The organism is Paraburkholderia silvatlantica (genome assembly GCF_003096715.1).
Taxonomy (GTDB): Bacteria; Pseudomonadota; Gammaproteobacteria; order Burkholderiales; family Burkholderiaceae; genus Paraburkholderia; species Paraburkholderia silvatlantica.
In genome coordinates, this window is sequence record NZ_QEOL01000021.1 from 55,003 (window position 1) to 72,892 (window position 17,890).

Annotated in this window: 11 protein-coding genes; 6 read left to right on the forward strand and 5 right to left on the reverse strand. The window is 67.5% G+C overall.

Annotated features, from left to right (window positions below; all coding sequences use genetic code 11):
- Positions 1-53: 53 nt before the first annotated feature.
- The 3 genes from C7411_RS25110 to C7411_RS25120 form a co-directional block, all read right to left on the reverse strand.
- Positions 54-1,361 (reverse strand): polyhydroxyalkanoate depolymerase, encoded by a 1,308-nt coding sequence (locus C7411_RS25110; protein ID WP_110386740.1) that lies wholly within the window; start codon positions 1,359-1,361, stop codon positions 54-56.
- Between the two features lie 310 nt (positions 1,362-1,671).
- Positions 1,672-3,546: a glycoside hydrolase family 15 protein gene (locus C7411_RS25115; RefSeq protein WP_110386818.1), complete on the reverse strand. Its 1,875-nt coding sequence runs from the start codon at positions 3,544-3,546 to the stop codon at positions 1,672-1,674.
- Positions 3,547-3,722: 176 nt separating this feature from the next.
- Entirely contained in the window at positions 3,723-3,872 is a 150-nt protein-coding gene (locus C7411_RS25120) for a DUF3096 domain-containing protein (protein ID WP_081771773.1), read from the reverse strand.
- 412 nt (positions 3,873-4,284) lie between these two features.
- Between C7411_RS25120 and C7411_RS25125 the strand changes: the two genes are divergently transcribed.
- Positions 4,285-5,442: a lactonase family protein gene (locus tag C7411_RS25125; RefSeq protein ID WP_110386741.1), complete on the forward strand. Its 1,158-nt coding sequence runs from the start codon at positions 4,285-4,287 to the stop codon at positions 5,440-5,442.
- A 43-nt stretch (positions 5,443-5,485) separates the two neighbouring features.
- Here the strand turns inward: C7411_RS25125 and C7411_RS25130 are convergent, their stop codons facing one another.
- Both C7411_RS25130 and C7411_RS25135 read right to left on the reverse strand, forming a co-directional pair.
- Positions 5,486-9,769 carry an FtsK/SpoIIIE family DNA translocase gene (locus tag C7411_RS25130; protein WP_110386742.1) on the reverse strand — a complete coding sequence of 1,428 codons (4,284 nt, stop codon included), beginning with the start codon at positions 9,767-9,769 and terminating at the stop codon, positions 5,486-5,488.
- 211 nt (positions 9,770-9,980) lie between these two features.
- Complete coding sequence (locus C7411_RS25135) at positions 9,981-10,604, reverse strand: META domain-containing protein (RefSeq protein WP_110386819.1); 624 nt, start codon at positions 10,602-10,604, stop codon at positions 9,981-9,983.
- A 268-nt stretch (positions 10,605-10,872) separates the two neighbouring features.
- On the opposite strand from C7411_RS25135, the gene purT reads away from it, so the two are divergent.
- From purT to C7411_RS25160, 5 genes are all read left to right on the forward strand, one after another.
- Positions 10,873-12,096, forward strand: coding sequence for a formate-dependent phosphoribosylglycinamide formyltransferase (purT, locus tag C7411_RS25140; protein ID WP_110386743.1), 1,224 nt, complete (start codon positions 10,873-10,875; stop codon positions 12,094-12,096).
- Positions 12,097-12,143: 47 nt separating this feature from the next.
- A complete protein-coding gene (locus C7411_RS25145; RefSeq protein WP_110386744.1) occupies positions 12,144-12,548 on the forward strand; it encodes an MliC family protein in 405 nt (134 codons plus the stop codon).
- A gap of 115 nt (positions 12,549-12,663) precedes the next feature.
- On the forward strand, positions 12,664-14,310 hold the full coding sequence (locus C7411_RS25150; protein ID WP_110386745.1) for an acetolactate synthase large subunit: 1,647 nt from the start codon (positions 12,664-12,666) through the stop codon (positions 14,308-14,310).
- A gap of 38 nt (positions 14,311-14,348) precedes the next feature.
- Positions 14,349-15,785, forward strand: a complete 1,437-nt coding sequence (locus tag C7411_RS25155) for an aldehyde dehydrogenase family protein (RefSeq protein ID WP_110386746.1) — start codon at positions 14,349-14,351, stop codon at positions 15,783-15,785.
- Between the two features lie 571 nt (positions 15,786-16,356).
- A complete protein-coding gene (locus C7411_RS25160; protein ID WP_110386747.1) occupies positions 16,357-17,835 on the forward strand; it encodes a DEAD/DEAH box helicase in 1,479 nt (492 codons plus the stop codon).
- The last annotated feature ends 55 nt before the right edge of the window (positions 17,836-17,890 follow it).

Consider the following 17,890-nt stretch of genomic DNA (forward strand, 5'->3'; position numbering starts at 1 on the left):
GGATTTTGCTGCTGGCGTGTACTGCGTGCGCTCGAGTGAAGCGCAAGGCTGCGTCAGGCGACAGCGCCTTGTGCGGCGCGGCTGCGGGCAGACGTTGACTTGCCCGTGTGGCCGGCGGCCTGCTCGTGCTGGCGGATGAAGTCGCGCAGCTGCGGGTAGATGATCGTGCGCCAGCGGCGGCCCGAGAAGATGCCGTAGTGGCCGCATTTCTCGGCAGTCAGATGATGCTTGTTCGCCTCGGGGATGCCCGCGCACAGGTCGTGCGCGGCACGCGTCTGGCCCGCGCCCGAAATGTCGTCGAGTTCGCCTTCGATCGTGAAGAGCGCCGTGTCGCGAATGTCCTGCGGACGCACGCGTTCGCCGGCCACGTCCCACGTGCCTTCAGCGAGGCTGAACTCCTGGAACACGGTGCGGATGGTCTCGAGGTAATACTCGGCGGCCATGTCGAGCACCGCGTTGTATTCGTCATAGAACTGGCGATGTGCTTCGGCGTCCTCTTCGTCGCCGCGCAGCAGGCTCTTGTAGAAGTCCCAGTGCGCCGTGGTGTGACGGCCCGGATTCATCGCCACGAAACCCGCGTGCTGCAGGAAGCCCGGATACACCTCGCGTCCCTCGCCCGGATAGTTCGCCGGCACGCTATGGATCACGTTGTTCGCAAACCACTCGAGCGAATGTTCGGTGGCGAGCGAGTTGACGGCGGTGGGGCTGCGGCGCGCGTCGATCGGCCCGCCCATCATCGTCATCGTGAGCGGGGTGTCCTCGCCGCGGCTCGCCATTAGCGAGATGGCCGCGAGCACGGGCACCGTAGGCTGGCAAACCGACAGCACGTGCAGATTCTTCGCGCCGATATGGCGGATGAATTCCTGAATATACGCAACGTAGTCGTCGAGATGGAACGCGCCGGCTTCGAGCGGCACCATGCGCGCGTCGACCCAGTCGGTGATGTACACCTTGTGGTCTTGCAGCAGCGTGCGCACGGTATCGCGCAGGAGCGTGGCATGGTGGCCCGAGAGCGGCGCGCACACGAGCACGACGGGCTCGTCCTTGAGCGCGGCCACGGCGCCGGTGTCGTCTGCGTAGCGCTTGAAGCGCAGCAGGCGGCAAAACGGCTTCTCGATGATGGTCTGCTCGACGATCGGAATATTGAAGCCGTCTTTCACGATCTGGCGAAGGTTGAACTCAGGCTTCTCGTAGTCCTTGCCAAGGCGATAGAGCAGTTCGTAGCCTGCGGCAAAGCGCGTGGCGCCCGGCACGAGTGAAAACGGGCTCGTCGGATTCGAGAACGATTTCGAGGCGGCCTGGGCCCAGGCGGTCAGCGGGCTGAGCAATGCGCGCTGGAATTCACGGATTTGATAGAGCATGGGCGCTCCGGCATCTTCAAGGGGCGGTTCGCACCCGGGTCGCGCGCGGTCAAGGCGCGGAGCAGATGCGGGCCGGCAGGTTGGTCGGTCAGTCAGTCAGGTTGTTTATCGGCCGCCGCCCGGAGGGCTTTAGCGCGGGCAGACCCGCACGCATCTCGCAGCGGGTGGCTGCAAGGGCGCTGCAAGACGGTACACGCGTTTCGCCCCGTTGCCAGGCGGCTCGGGCGGTATTTTTTCCGCCCGGCTGTTGTGCAACGCAGCATGCCTAGTGTACCCCAGCTCGCGAAAACGTCCAGGCGCTTTCGAACATTTACGATGCGGATGCAACAGCCGGCTCGGCCGACGCGCCGCCGACCGCGGGATGTCCCGTCTCCTTCGCCATTTCCTGTTCGTGGCGCATGAGGTTCAGGCCCGTATGCACGAGCGCCACATGCGAGAACGCCTGCGGGAAGTTGCCGACCAGACGCCCCGCTATGGGGTCATATTCCTCGGCGAGCAATCCCACGTCGTTGGCGAGCGAAAGCAGGCGCTCGTACATACGGCGTGCGTCGTCCATGCGGCCTTGCAGGGCCAGGTTGTCGACCATCCAGAAGCTGCACGCAAGGAAGGTGCCTTCGCCCGGCGGCAGACCGTCGTTGAATTCGGTGGTGCGGTAGCGCATCACAAAACCTTCGCACATGAGGTCGCGCTCGATCGCCGCGACCGTGCCCGCGATGCGCGGATCGGCGGCAGGCAGGAAGCCGACGAGCGGCATGAGCAGCAGGCTCGCGTCGAGATCGGTGCCGCCGTAGATCTGCGTGAAGGAATTCAGATCCTTGTTGAAGCTGCGCTCGCAAATGGTCGCATGGATCGTCGAGCGCAGTTCGCGCCAGTGATCGAGCGGCCCCGGCAGTTCGAATTTTTCCGCCGACTTGATCGCCCGGTCGAACGCGACCCACGCCATCACCTTCGAGAACGTGAAATGCTGGCGGCCGCCGCGCGTTTCCCAGATGCCCTCGTCGGGCTCGGTCCAGATCGTTTCCAGGTGTTCGAGCATCGCGCACTGGATCGACCATGCGGTGTCGTCGGCCTGCAAGCCGCCCACGCGCGCGAGGTGCAGCGCGTTCATCACTTCGCCGTACACGTCGAGCTGCAGCTGGCCGACCGCGTTGTTGCCCACGCGCACCGGTTTCGCGCCTTCGTAGCCGGGCAGCCAGTCGAGTTCGAATTCGGGCAGACGGCGCTCGCCGGCGAGCCCGTACATGATCTGCAACTGCGAGGGCGAGCCGGCCATCACGCGGCCGAGCCATGCGCGCCAGGCCCGCGCCTCGTCGTAATAGCCGCCGCGCATCATCGCGAGCAGCGTGATGGTCGCGTCGCGCAGCCAGCAGTAGCGGTAGTCCCAGTTGCGCGTGCCGCCCAGCTGTTCGGGCAGCGACGTGGTGGGCGCCGCGACGATGCCGCCGGTGGGTTCGTAGGCCAGCGCCTTGAGCGTGATGAGCGAGCGGCGGATGGGTTCGGCCCAGCGGCCTTCCACTGTGCCGCGCGAGGCCCATTCCGCCCAGAAGTTTTCCGTGCGCGCAAGCGCCGTGAACGGGTCGCGCGGCGGCGGCAGACGCAAGTGCGAGGCCGCATACGAAAGCGAGAACGGCACGCGCTCGCCCGCCTTCACCTCGAACTGCGCCACCGTGTGCATGTTCTCGCCCTGGAGGTCCACAGGCGTGCGCAGCACGACCGTGTCCGGGCCTACGGTGGCCTTGATGCCGCTCTCGTAGGTGAGGCGGCTCACCCACGGCACCGAAAAGCCGTAGTCGAAGCGCAGCACGAGCCGGCTTTCCATACGCACGGTGCCGCGCCGGCCCACCACGATGCGCACGAGTTCCGACCAGCCGTTGCCGGGCGGCATGAAGTCGATGAGCGTCACCGCGCCTTCGGGCGTTTCGAAGTCGGTTTCGAGGATCAGCGTGTCGCCGCGATAACGGCGCGTGGTCCTGATCTCGGCCCGGTTCTGGTCGCTTTGGCCATCATCGGGCTGCGCGGGCGCGATGAGCCAGCGGCCGTTTTCCTCCGTGCCGAGGAGGGCGGCGAAGCAGGCGCCGGAGTCGAAGCGCGGCCAGCAGAGCCAGTCGATGGATCCGGCGCGGGAAACGAGCGCGGCCGTGTGGCCGTCGCCGATCAATGCGTAGTCTTCAATGGGTGCGGGCATAGTAAGCAGATTGACAGCGTTGCTCGAAAACGAAAGCCGCTTGCCGCAGCGGCGCGGCATGCACGCACAAGAGTAGTGGCAGCGGGGCCGCCTGCGCAATGCGTTTTGCGCAGCAGCACGCGCAAATACTCATCTCGCCTGTGTCAACAAACGCTGTCGGGCGCAGCCTGAGCGGGTCACAGGTGCCCGCCCACGCCGAAAAGCCCGATGACCCCGATGATGATCAGATACAGCGCGACGATGTAATTGAGCAGACGCGGCACGGCGAGAATCAGAATGCCTGCGATGAGCGCGACGAGCGGCCCGATGGCGACGTGAATGTTCATGACGGCTCCCTGGTTGCTGCGGATTTCGAACCTTTGCGTTGATGCCTTTGTTGCGCCGTGCTGCGCTTTGCTACACCTTCGCTGCTTCGGCTTCGGCGTTGGCCTCGTCCCGTCGCTGCGCGCTTGCGGGGCGGGTGTTCGCGACCTCTCTTATACTGGGCCGGTGTCTCATGTATCAGACGAAAGCTGGACAAATACGGTCGGCATTGCGACGAGGGCCGACCCGCTCCCCTGCATCGACAAGAAAAAAGAGGTCGACATGTTCCTTCGCCGTGCCGCCGCAAATGCCGTACCCGCGCCCTCCCGCTCGTCTATCCGCTCATCTGCCGATTCAGTCAGCCTTGCCCGTACGCGCCGGACTGAGCGCGGACCCGCGCATCTGCTCACCCAGCTCATCAAAGGTGTTGTCATCATGGCTTCCGTCGCCGCGACGCATGCGTTCGCGCAATCCGCTTCCACGACCGCGCCCGCGGGCGGTGTCTACAACCTGATAGTCGGCACTTATACGGGCGGCAAGAGCGAGGGCCTCTACGTCTACCGCTTCGATACGCAGACTGGCGAGATGCAGCCGGTCAGCGTGGCGAAAACCGTGAACCCGTCGTTTCTCGTGGTGAGCAAGGACAACCGCTTTGTCTATGCGGTGAACGAACTGCCGGGCGACAACGGCCCCGCGAGCCTGCGCGGCGACGTGAGCGCGTTCGGCTTCGATGCCGCAAGCGGTCAGCTCACCTTTCTCAACAAGGTGTCGGCGCAGGGCAACGATCCTTGCTACCTGAGCCTCTCGCCGGATGGGCGCTATCTCTTCGTGGCGAACTACTCGGTCGCCGCCGACCCGGGCGGCAGCTTCGCCGTCCTGCCCGTGCAGCAGGACGGCAGGCTGGGCGAGTCCGTGCTCACCGTGCACCACGAGGGCGGCGGCCCCGTGAAGGGACGTCAGGACAACGCCCACGTGCACTCGACGGTGTTTTCGCCGGACGGGCGCTACCTCTTCACCCAGGACCTCGGCACCGACAAGCTCTGGACGTATCGCTACACGCCCGACGGCAGCCGCGGCCTCGTGAGCCCGGCGGAGTGGCGGTATACCGATGTGAAGTCAGGCAGCGGTCCGCGTCACCTGATCTTCGGCAATGACGGGCGGCACGCGTATCTCACGAGCGAACTGGCCGCCACCGTGACGGTGTTTGCCTATCACGATGGCCATATGAAGCTCGAGCAAGTGGAGAAGCTCGCGGAGCCGGGCTTCAAGGGGACGCAGGGCGCGGCGGCGCTCCATCTGTCGCCGGACGGCAAGTTCCTCTACGTTTCCAATCGCGGCGACGCCAACGACATTTCGATCTTCGCCGTCGATGGCGATAGCGGCAAGCTCAAGCGCGTGGGGCGCCAGTCGAGCCTCGGCAAGTCGCCGCGCGAGTTCGCGATCGACCCGACCGGACAGTGGCTCATCGTGGGCAACCAGAACAGCGATACCGCCTACGTGTTCCGCCGCGATCAGCAGACCGGTTTGCTCGAGCCGAACCCGAAGCGCGTCGACATCGGCTCGCCGGTCGATTTCAAGTTCGTCGCGCAGTAACGTTTCGAGATGAGGAAAGCAGGCGCGAGGCGCGCCTGCTTGCTTACTCGCCCTGGCCGCCGCCGGGCGCGAGTACTTCGCGGCTGCCGTTGATGCCCATCGGCGAAACGAGGCCCGCCGTTTCCATCTGTTCGACCAGACGCGCGGCGCGGTTGTAGCCGATGCGCAGTTGCCGCTGCACCGACGAGATCGACGCGCGCCGCGTGCGCACGACGAACGCGACCGCCTCGTCGTAGAGCGGATCGGCTTCGGCGTCGGGCGAGTCGCCGAAGAGGTCCTGCGGCGCGCCTTCGGAAGCCGGGCCGTCGAGAATGCCTTCGACGTACTCGGGCTCGCCGAACTGCTTGAGGTATTCCACGACGGCGTGCACTTCCTCGTCGGCGACGAACGCGCCGTGCACGCGCTGCGGGTAGCCCGTGCCCGGCGGCAGGAACAGCATGTCGCCCTGGCCGAGCAGCGACTCGGCGCCCATCTGGTCGAGAATCGTGCGCGAGTCGATCTTCGAGGACACCTGGAACGCCACGCGCGTCGGAATATTCGCCTTGATGAGGCCGGTGATGACGTCCACCGAGGGTCGCTGGGTCGCGAGAATCAGGTGGATGCCGGCGGCGCGCGCCTTCTGTGCGAGACGCGCGATCAATTCCTCGATCTTCTTGCCCGCCACCATCATGAGGTCGGCGAGTTCGTCGATCACGACCACGATCATCGGCAGCGGCGAGAGCGGCTCGGGGGCTTCCGGCGTGAGCGAGAACGGGTTGCCGATCTTCTTTTCCTGAGCTTCGGCGTCGCGGATCTTCTGGTTGAAGCCCGCGAGATTGCGCACGCCCACCGCCGACATCAGCCGGTAGCGCTTCTCCATTTCGCCCACACACCAGTTGAGCGCGTTGGCGGCGAGCTTCATGTCGGTCACGACCGGCGCGAGCAGATGCGGAATGCCTTCGTACACGGAAAGCTCGAGCATCTTCGGGTCGATCATGATCAGCCGTACGTCCTCGGGCGTCGCCTTGTAGAGGAGCGAGAGGATCATCGCGTTGATGGCGACCGACTTGCCCGAACCGGTGGTGCCCGCCACGAGCATGTGCGGGGCCTTGGCGAGATCGGTGACGATCGGATGGCCGACGATGTCCTTGCCCATCGCGATCGTGAGCTTCGACTGCGAGCGATGGTATGGCGCCGATTCGAGGATCTCGGACAGGCGGATCATCTGGCGGCGGGCGTTCGGCAGTTCGAGGCCCATGCAGGTCTTGCCGGGGATCGTTTCGACCACGCGGATCGACGTGAGGCCGAGGCCGCGCGAGAGATCCTTCATGAGGCCGACGATCTGGCTGCCGCGCACGCCGAGCGCGGGTTCCACTTCGAAGCGCGTGATGACCGGGCCGGCCGAGGCGCCGACCACCGTCACGGGGACCTTGAACTCCTGGAGACGCTGCTCGATGAGCTGGCTCGTTTCGGCGAGCCTCTGCTCGGAGACGGGCTCGATCTCGGACGATGCGCGCTCGAGCAGATCGAGGCCAGGCAGTTCGACCGCCGATGCGCTGAGCGGCTCGAACACGAAGGACGTGGGCGCGTGGCCGCGCACGGGAGCGCGCTGGACTGCGGGCTCGGGTGCTTCGACGGCTTCGGGCGCTTCGATGGTTTCGGGCGCTTCGATGGCTTCGAATGCGGACTCGAAGTCGGGGCTCGCGACGTCGGGTTCGCTCGCGATGGCGGGGTAGGGCGCCGCGGGGGCCGCTATCGGGGTGGGAGCCGACGTTGCGGGTTGCGAGGGAGTCGGCGTGAGCGTGACCTCGGCAGGTGCAGGACGGTTTTGCGTCTGCGATTCGGCAACCCATGGCGGCGTTGCTTCGGGTGCGCTCGCCTGCACTGTGGGTAGAGGCGTCGCGTCAAAAGCCGTTGCCTGGGCTGCCGGCGCGCCAGGCGTCGGCAAGACCTGGGCCGCCTCGTTCGCAATCCCTTGCGCTCGATCCGTCGACGCGGGGTATTCATCGACGCTGGCGGTCTCGCTGGGCACGACGGGCGCGACATGGGCAGGCGTCTCGCGCGAGGAGATTTCGAACGTGCTGCCGTACGTGCCGTACGCCGATTCGTCGGGGGTCGTCGTCGATGCCGGTTCGACCACTGCGTCGGCGCGGGCGCTTGCTTCGAGTGGTTGTTCGCTAATGGGCGCTGCTTGCTGCGCAGGCGTTGCGGCGGCGTCGGGTTGTGCCTCGCGAGCGAACCGGGGCAAGTGCGCGATGTTCGATGCGGCCGATGTGTCGAGCCGTTCGTGTGGTTCGTGCACATCTTGCGTCTCGGCGGCGTGCGTCTCGGCGGCGTGCAACTCGGCGGGGGCGGCGGCCGACGGTTCGTCGTCGAGCAGGATCCACGGCATGCCGTGATCCGGCGTTGACCAGGTGGAAGGCGTGACGGCCTCCCCGCCAGTCGCTTGCACCGGCTCGACATGCGTTGCCTCGCTTGAGGCGCCTTGCGTGGCTTCGTCCACGTGCGCGAGCATTGGTTGCCGGGTAGGCGGCGCAGTCGTGTAGCCAGCGCTGAGCAAATTCGGCTCGAACGATGCCGGGTTCCGGGCCGCGGCAGGGTCGGGGGCAGCGGACGGCGCGTCTGGCGTCGTGTCGCCCGGTTGCGGCGAGGGGTGTGCTTGCTCGAACGATTGCGAACCCGGGTTTGGCGAAGCGTAGTTACTTTCCGGCTGCGTGACCGGAGCGAACGCCGTTTCCAGGGGGCCAGCCGCAGTCGTCGCCGGCACCGCCGCCGTCGCGATGTCCGGCGATGCGCTCGGGAATTGCGCACGCGTTTGCTCCTCGCCCGCGAGCGCGTCCGCGTCGTCCAGGGTGCGGCGTGCGAGGCTCGCGCCGGCAAGCGTGGTCCAGCGTGCGGCGTTCTCTTCGATCGAGCGCAATGTTTCGAGCACGCTCATCGATAGCGGTGCTTGCGCCTGCGGTGCGCTGCTGGGAGCGGGGCGCGAGTAGGCGGGCGTCGCGGGCGGCGTTTCCGACGCCAGATGCGGGCCGAACGGCGCAGTGCGCGGCGCACTCATGGGCGGGCGAGGGTTCACGCGCGCGGGCTGCCCCTGCCAGACGTACGGTTTCGGCGGCTTCGCGACGCGCGGCGGCGCGGCGGCAGCGGCGCGCGCGGCCGTGCTGCCCGCCGCAGGCGGCGGCGCCGTGCGGCGCGGCATGACGGGTAGTGCGAACGGCGAAGTCAGCGGATCGAGCGGCGCCGGCGTCGTGCCGAACGCGGCGCTGCGCGCGGCGGCGGCACCGGCGGCACCGGCGGCGAGCGGCGCACCGTGCGCCGCCGCGGCTGCGCGCGCAGCCGCGCCCGTCATCGCGGCTGGCATGGCAGCGCGCGTGTGACCCGTCTGCGCCCGCCATGGCGCATTGGGTTGCGCGGGGACGCCCTGCGCCCCATGCGCAAGCGCCATGTCCGGCATTGCCTGCATTGCGCTTGCACCGCGCGCCGGCTGGCGGCGCGCTTCGCCGAGCGGCGCACCTGGCTGCAACGGCACGCGCGGCGGTTCCATCGCTGCTCGCGACGCACCCGCAGGCGGCGTCTGCACCGGCGGCATCGGCGCACGCGTGCCGCGCAGCCATTCGGCGGCCGCGGTCGGTTCGGTGCGCGCCCATGCTGCGGAGGGATCGGCGGGACTACGGAAGCCGGGTTCGGCACGCCACGACGCTGCATCCGCAGAGGTGTCCTGTGCGGTGGCGGCGGCCGATGCCGCGCCGAATCCCGTGGCCATCGCGCCGGCTGTGCGCGGGTTATCGCGGCCCTCGCGCCCGTCGCGCCCGTCGCGCGCCGGCGGCCGCCAGATCGTCGGACGTTTGCGTCGCGCGCCGTCGCGAGGCACGGGCGGATTGAAGGTGGCCGCGCCATGCGTGGGCAGCCCGTCTTCGGCCGCGGCACGGCGGCTGCGGCGTTCGCGGCGCGGGCTGTCTTCGGTCTCACGCGCGGCGCGGATGTTCAGGCCGAGGCCGAGCGAGATGTCGGCCCAGGCGAGGAATTCGCGCCACTGGAAGTCGAGCAGCCACGGCAAGCTCACGAGGAGGAGTGCCGTCATCGCGAGCGGCGCGGCCACGTGGCCGATGAGCTTGCCGAGCCCGCCCGAAAGCGCGTGGCCGAGCGCGTCGAAACCGGCGATGTCGATCACCGTCGCTTCGAGCGCGCAGCTCGCCACGAGCACGCCGACGAAGCCGAGCCAGAGCCGGATCGTGCCCGGGCCGCGCAGGCCCGCGCCGCCCGGCAGCACGGACTTCACGAGACGCCAGATCAGAGGGATGAACCAGACGGCCGAAACGCCGAACCAGCCAGGAACTACCGTGTGCATGCCAAAGATGTACGTAGAGAAGGTGTGCGACGTGTGGAGTGTAACCGCTCGGCCCCTGCGCGCCGCCATCCGCTTGGGGGCGGTGTTGCGCGCGGCACGGCAGGCGTTGCGCGCCCGACACGCCAGAGACCCTGCGCGCGCCGCTTTGGTTCGCGCGCAACAAAAAAAGAGCCGCGCCGGGCAAGGGCGCGGCGGCTCATGCGCGCACCGATCACTGCGCCGGTTTGGCGTCGGAGGCTGTGCCGGGCGTCGCGGCCGGGCTTGTGCCTGGTTCGGCGCCCTGCTCGGCAAACGTCAGGCGGTCGCCGTTTTCGAGCACGAGAAAGAGCGATTGCGGATGGCGCATCTGCACGCCCGAGCGGGCGATATGCGAGAGCGCTTCCAGATAAGCACCCTCGATGTCGCCGCCCGCGCCGATGCACGCCATGCGCGTGCTGCCGAGCTGGCTGAACGAGAGCAGGCCGTTCTTGAGCACATAGGCGCCGAAATAGCGGTTGCAGCCCGAGAAGCCGCTTGCGCGGCGCTGGCCGCTCTCGGTCGAGAGGTCGAGCGTGATGGGGCGAGCGTCGGGGTTTTCGGTGTTGCCGGCTTCGGCGTTGCGGCCCGGCAGGGCGCGCATCGTGCCGTCGGCGCGCTTCCATTCCACGAGCTGCCAGTGCGTGTTGTCGAGCAACTGCGTCGTGGCGGGGTTGAACGGATCGGGTAGCGGCGCGGAGGCGTCCGTGTGCACGGGCAGCTTGCACGCGCACACCAGCAGGGCCGCGGCGAGCATCGTCGTGCGCGAGGCCAGCTTTCGCGCGAATTCGCCTCGGGCAGGGCGCAGGCGCAGGCGCATATTCACGTGCGGGCGCGGGCCCGGCGTCTGGCTCGGCGTCTGGCTCGGCGTCTGGCTCGCCGTCCGGCTAGTAGGCATCGCATCGTTCCTCGTAATCGACGAAGGCGTAAGCGTAACGCACCGCGCTGCAGCATGCGAGCGCAAACGTGCGTGCGGCGCGCCTGAACCGGACGGCTGCCGACGCGCCAAAGCGCCGCGCCGCGGCAAGGCCGCGTGTTAACATCGGCGCTCTTACGCATTTGCGCCATCCCGTCATTCTGGAGACATCATGCAAACCCGCCCCCGCATCGGCACGCCGCTTTCCGCTTCCGCCACCCGTGTCATGCTGCTCGGCGCGGGCGAGCTTGGCAAGGAAGTGATCATCGCGCTGCAACGGCTCGGCGTTGAGGTGATCGCCGTCGATCGTTACGAAAACGCGCCCGGCCATCAGGTCGCGCACCGCGCGCACGTGATCGACATGGCCGATCCCAAGGCGCTGCGCGCGCTCATCGACGCCGAACGCCCGCATCTCGTCGTGCCCGAAATCGAAGCGATCGCCACCGACGCGCTCGCCGCCGTCGAAGCCGAGGGTGTCGCCGAGGTGATCCCCACCGCGCGCGCCGCGCAGCTCACGATGAACCGCGAGGGCATCCGGCGTCTGGCCGCCGAGGAACTCGGCCTCGCCACCTCGCCCTATGCGTTCGCCGATTCGCTCGGCGAGCTGAAGGCGGGCGTCGCCAAGGTCGGCTATCCGTGCGTGGTGAAGCCGGTGATGTCGTCGTCGGGCAAGGGCCAGTCGGTCGTGCGCAGCGACGCCGACGTCGAGCGCGCCTGGGAATATGCGCTGGCGGGCGGCCGCGTGAACCGCGGGCGCGTGATCGTCGAAGGCTTCATCAACTTCGACTATGAAATCACGCAGCTCACCGTGCGCGCCACCGACCCGGCGAGCGGCCAGGTGCAGACGTATTTCTGCGATCCGATCGGCCACCTCCAGGTGGATGGCGACTACGTCGAATCGTGGCAGCCGCAGCCGATGAGCGCGAAGGCGCTCGAGCGCTCGCGCGAGATCTCGCACAGGGTGACCGAGGCGCTGGGCGGCCGGGGTCTCTTCGGCGTCGAGCTGTTCGTGCGCGGCGACGAGGTGTGGTTCTCGGAAGTGAGCCCGCGCCCGCACGACACGGGCCTCGTCACGCTCGCGTCGCAGCGCTTCTCGGAGTTCGAACTGCATGCGCGCGCGATTCTCGGCCTGCCCGTCGATACGACGGCGCGCGGTCCGGGCGCCTCGGCCGTGATCTACGGCGGCATGGACGCGCGCGGCATCGCGTTCGAGGGCGTCGTAGAGGCGCTGGCCGTGCCGGGCGCGGATCTGCGCCTGTTCGGCAAGCCCGAGAGCTTCGTGAAGCGCCGCATGGGCGTCGCGCTCGCCACGGGCGCCGACACCGGCGAGGCCCGCTCGCGCGCCCGCGAAGCGGCCGCGGCGGTGCGTCCGGTGCCGGGCGCCGCCGCGCAGTGACCATACGGAGCGGGGCCGGCGCAACGCCTACGCAGCAGGAGAACACCATGATCGACGCTCGAAGCGGTGCCATCCGGCTGGCGGCAGTGTGCGGTCTCGCCGCCGCGCTGCACGTGGGCGCGGCGAATGCGGCGCATGCGGCAAATGCGGCGGCCCCGCTCGAAGTGCGCGACATCCAGGTGCAGTCGCGCCACACGTTCAGCTACACCTGCGCCAACAGCAAGACCTTCAAGGTCACCTATCTGAACGCGGCCAACGGCCAGAGCTTCGCGCTCGTGCCAGTGGACGGCCGCAAGCGCCTTTTCGTCGGCGTGATCGCCGCTTCGGGCGTGAAGTACGTCGCCGACCGCTACACGTGGTGGACCAGGGGCCCCGGCGCGGATCTCTACGACGTCACGTCCGACGCGAGTCCGAAGCCGGTGCTCTCGGGCTGCGCGACGATCATGCGCTAACGCCCGACGCACGCTTCACGACGCATTCCGCCTTGCCGGAGTAACCTGTCGGCCTGTTCGCGAAGGTCGGCTGCCGCCCGCGCCGCCGGCCGCGCTCTTGCCAGCGAGGTGGTCGATGAAAGCATCGGATCTGTTCGTGAAGGCGCTCGAAGCAGAAGGCGTCGATTATGTGTTCGGTATTCCAGGGGAAGAGAACCTCGATCTGCTCGAATCGCTGAGGCGCTCGAAGATTCGTCTGATCGTCACGCGCCATGAGCAGGCCGCGGGCTTCATGGCCGCCACTTACGGACGGCTGACGGGCCGCACCGGCGTGTGTCTGGCTACGCTCGGGCCGGGCGCCACCAACTTCGTGACCGCGGCCGCCTACGCGCAGCTCGGCGGCATGCCCATGCTGATGGTCACGGGCCAGAAGCCCATCAAGTCGAGCAAGCAGGGCCACTTCCAGATCGTCGACGTCGTGCGCATGATGGAGCCGCTCACCAAGTACGCGCGTCAGATCGTCTCCATCGGCAACATTCCGGCGCTCGTGCGCGAGGCGTTTCGCCAGGCCGAGCAGGAGCGGCCCGGCGCCGTGCATCTCGAACTGCCCGAAGACGTAGCCGACGAAGAGGGCGACGGCAAGCCCATTCCCAAGAGCTTCAGCCGCCGGCCCGTGGCCGAGGAAAAGGCTGTCGCGCACGCGGTGGCCGCGATCTGCAAGGCGCGCCATCCGCTTCTCATGATCGGTGCGGGGGGGAATCGCAAGACCACGCGCAACGTGCTGCGCGAGTTCGTCGACGAAACTGGCATCCCGTTCTTCACCACGCAAATGGGCAAGGGCGTGATCGACGAGTCGCATCCGCTCTGGCTCGGCAACGCCACGCTGTCGGACGGCGACTTCGTGCACCGGGCGATCGAGCACGCCGACTGCATCATCAACGTCGGCCACGACGTGATCGAAAAGCCGCCGTTCTTCATGCGCAGCGCAGAAGAGAAAACCGTCATCCACGTGAATTTTCTCGGCGCGCAAGTCGACCCCGTGTATTTCCCGCAGATCGAGGTGGTGGGCGACATCGCCAACGCCGTGTGGCAGCTCAAGGAAAGCCTGAAACCGCGCGAGCACGCGTGGGACTTCGCGCGCTTCGAGGAGATCAAGCGCCATTTCGAGGCGCATCTCGCCAAAGGCCAGCACGACGAACGCTTTCCGCTGTACCCGGTGCGGCTCGTGCACGACGTGTACGGCGCGATGCCCGAGGACGGCATCCTGTGCCTCGACAACGGCATGTACAAGATCTGGTTCGCGCGCTACTACCGCGCGCGCGAGCCCAATTCGATCCTGCTCGACAACGCGCTCGCCTCGATGGGCGCGGGGCTGCCCTCGGCCATCGCCACGAAGATCGTGCATCCGCAGCGCAAGGTCGTCGCCGTGTGCGGCGACGGCGGTTTCATGATGAATTCGCAGGAACTGGAGACCGCGGTGCGCCTGAAGCTCGATCTCGTCGTGCTGCTGCTGCGCGACGACGCGTTCGGCATGATCCGCTGGAAGCAGGAAAACATGAATTTCCCCGACTACGGGATGACGCTGCAGAACCCCGATTTCGTCGACTATGCCCAGAGCTACGGCGCGCATGGCCATCGCGTGGGGTCGGCGGACGAACTCAAGCCGCTCGTCGAGCAATGCCTCGCGCAACCGGGCGTGCATGTGATCGACGTGCCCATCGACTATTCGGACAACGAGCGCGTGCTCAATCGCGACATCAAGCGCCTGAGCGCGCAGCTTTGACGCCGCCGCTTTGACCCTGCACTTACGGAGAACCCGTCATGCTCAAACCGACCTATCCGTATTACCTGGCCAACGAGGCCGTCGCCGCCAACACCGACCTCGAAGTCACCGACAAATACAGCGGTGAAGTCGCCACGCGCGTCGCGCTCGCCGACGCGAAAGCGATCGACCAGGCCATCGCGGCGGCCGAAGCCGCCATGCCCGCCATGCGCGCGTTCCCGCCGTACAAGCGCCAGGCCGTGATCGACCATTGCGTGGCGCGCTTTCGCGAGCGCTTCGACGAGCTGGCGATGGCGCTGTGCATCGAGGCGGGCAAGCCGATCAACGATTCGCGCGGCGAGGCCACGCGCCTGATCGACACGTTCCGCGTGGCCGCCGAAGAGAGCGTGCGCATCGACGGCGAGATCGTCAATCTCGAGATTTCGGCGCGCGCGAAGGGCTATCACGGCTACGTGAAGCGCGTGCCGATCGGACCGTGTTCGTTCATCTCGCCGTTCAATTTCCCGCTCAATCTGGCGGCGCACAAGGTCGCGCCGGCGCTCGCCGCCGGCGTGCCGTTCGTGCTGAAGCCCGCGAGCCGCACGCCGGTGGGCGCGCTCATCATCGGCGAGGTGCTGGCGGAAACCGACCTGCCCAAGGGCGCATTCTCGATCCTGCCCGCGCACCGCGACGGCGCGGACCTCTTCACCACCGACGAGCGCTTCAAGCTGCTCTCGTTCACGGGCTCGCCCGCGGTGGGCTGGGACCTCAAGAAGAAGGCCGGCAAGAAGAAAGTGGTGCTGGAACTGGGCGGCAATGCGGCGGCCATTGTCGACGGCGATCAGGGCGGCAAGCTCGATTACGTCGTCGAGCGCCTTGCGTTCGGCGCGTACTACCAGTCGGGGCAAAGCTGCATCGGCGTGCAGCGCATTCTCGTGCACGCGTCGATTTACGACGCGCTGCGCGACAAGCTCATCGCCAGGGTCAAGACGCTCAAGATGGGCGACCCGAAGGACGAAACGACCTTCGTCGGGCCGATGATCTCGGAGTCCGAGTCCAGGCGTCTGGCGGGCTGGATGGAGAGCGCGGTGCTCGCGGGTGCGAAGATCGTCGCGGGCGGCAAGGTGGACGGCGCGATGTTCGAGGCCACGCTGCTCGAAGACGTGCGCCGCGACACCGACCTCTACCGCAAGGAGGCGTTCGGGCCGGTCGCGATCCTCGAGCGTTTCGACGACTTCGGCCAGGCGATCGAGATCGTCAACGACAGCGATTTCGGCCTGCAGGCGGGCGTGTTCACGGATTCGCTCGCCCACGCGCACCGCGCGTGGGACGGGCTCGAGGTGGGCGGCGTGGTGATCAACGACATTCCGTCATTTCGCGTCGATAACATGCCGTACGGCGGCGTGAAGGATTCCGGCCTCGGGCGCGAGGGTGTGCGTTACGCGATCGAGGATATGACCGAACTGCGGCTGATGGTCATGCGCGAGACGTGGTGAGCGGCGAACAGCGGGCTGGCGAAAAGAGGGTGCGATGCTTCGCGCACGGCGCACGGCGCACGGGGTGTTCTCGTGCGCCGCGGTGCAGAACGCATGGTCTGCTGCCATAGGGATTTATGCCAAGGTGCTACAATACCGGCCTTTCGGCCCTTTGCGCCTGCAGCAAAGGGCGGGCAGAACGCCTGCAGTACGCCGGTCACAAGCCGCCCCGAGGCTTGCTGGATCGGCCCGAGTAGCCGATCGAGCCGTTTGACATATCCGGTGCGCACGCCAGTCGACAGGCGTGGATGGCGCCGGAACCATCTGGAATCGAGCGAGTCTGGCTGGGTTGAACCCGTGCGAGCGCGGCCATGGAGCCTGCGCCCCGTCCCCGGCAGATTCTCTCGTCGTCCACGGGCCATCCCGGGCCATCCGTTTGCCGGGGCGCCCTCGCGGGCGTGCGTTCCGCCCGTCGCCGCAGGGCGCCCGATGTAGTGTCCGGGCGCCTTTGCATCGACCTGCAATGCCCAGCAGTGACCTTTTGAGGCGCTCCCGCGCCTTGCGCGAATAGCGCCTTTATAGCGAAGCCACCATGTCCGACACAGCCGTCACGCCCAGCACTGCGAACTTTGACCAGTTTGGTCTGGCCCCCGAAATCCTCAGGGCCGTCAAGGAGCAGGGCTACACGACGCCCACGCCGATCCAGGCGCAGGCGATTCCCGTGGTCCTCACGGGCCGCGACGTGATGGGCGCCGCGCAAACCGGCACGGGCAAGACGGCGAGCTTCTCGCTGCCGATCCTGCAGCGCCTCCTGCCGATGGCGAGCACGAGCGCCTCGCCCGCCCGCCATCCGGTGCGCGCATTGATTCTCACGCCGACGCGCGAGCTGGCCGACCAGGTCGCCAACAACGTGCGCACCTACGCGCAGCACACGCCGCTGCGCAGCGCCGTGGTGTTCGGCGGCGTCGACATGAATCCGCAGTCGGACGAGCTGCGCCGCGGCGTGGAGATCCTGATCGCGACGCCAGGCCGCCTGCTCGACCACGTGCAGCAAAAGACCACGAGCCTCGGCCAGGTACAGATGCTCGTGCTCGACGAAGCCGACCGCATGCTCGACATGGGCTTCCTGCCCGACCTGCAGCGCATCCTGAACCTGCTGCCGAAGGAGCGCCAGACGCTGCTCTTCTCGGCCACGTTCTCGGGCGAGATCAAGAAGCTTGCCGCGACCTATCTACGCACGCCCCAGACCATCGAGGTGGCGCGCAGCAATTCCACCGCGACCAACGTCACCCAGGTGGTGTACGAAGTCGCCGAAGGCGACAAGACCGGCGCCGTCGTTCAGTTGATCCGCGACCGGGGCCTGAAGCAGGTGATCGTGTTCTGCAACAGCAAGATCGGCGCGAGCCGCCTCGCGCGCCAGATCGAAAAGCAGGGCATCGTCGCCGCCGCGATCCATGGCGACCGCTCGCAGAACGAGCGCATGCAGGCGCTCGACGCCTTCAAGCGCGGCGAAATCGAAGCGCTCGTGGCGACCGACGTGGCCGCGCGCGGCCTCGACATTGCCGAGCTGCCCGCCGTCATCAACTTCGACCTGCCTTTCAATGCCGAAGACTATGTGCACCGTATCGGCCGCACCGGCCGCGCGGGCGCCTCGGGTGACGCGCTTTCGCTGTGCAGCCCGAACGAGAAGAAGCAACTCGCCGATATCGAGAAGCTCATCAAGCGTCCGCTGACCGTGGAGCGCCTCGTGGTCGACGTGCCGGTGCCGCATCACGAGGGCGGCGGCCGCCGCCGCGAGCGCGACGGCTATGAGAGCCGCGAAGGCCGCGGCGAGCGCGGCGCGCACCGCCGCGCGGCGTCGTTCGAGCGCCCGCATCATCATCGCTCGCAGCCTATCGACGACTTTTTCCTGAAGCCCTACGAGCCCTCGGCGAGCGCGCGCAACAAGGCCGAAGACACGCCCGCGAACGCCGCGCCGCAAAAACAGCAATCGAAGCAGCCGCTCGCGGCGCTGCTGGGCGGCCTCGGGTCGTCGTGGCGCAACAAGCCGACGTCGTCTTCGTCGAATTGAGTGCGCGCGCGAAAGACTCGCGCCGCGCAGAAAAAACGGCATGTCGCTTTTGGCG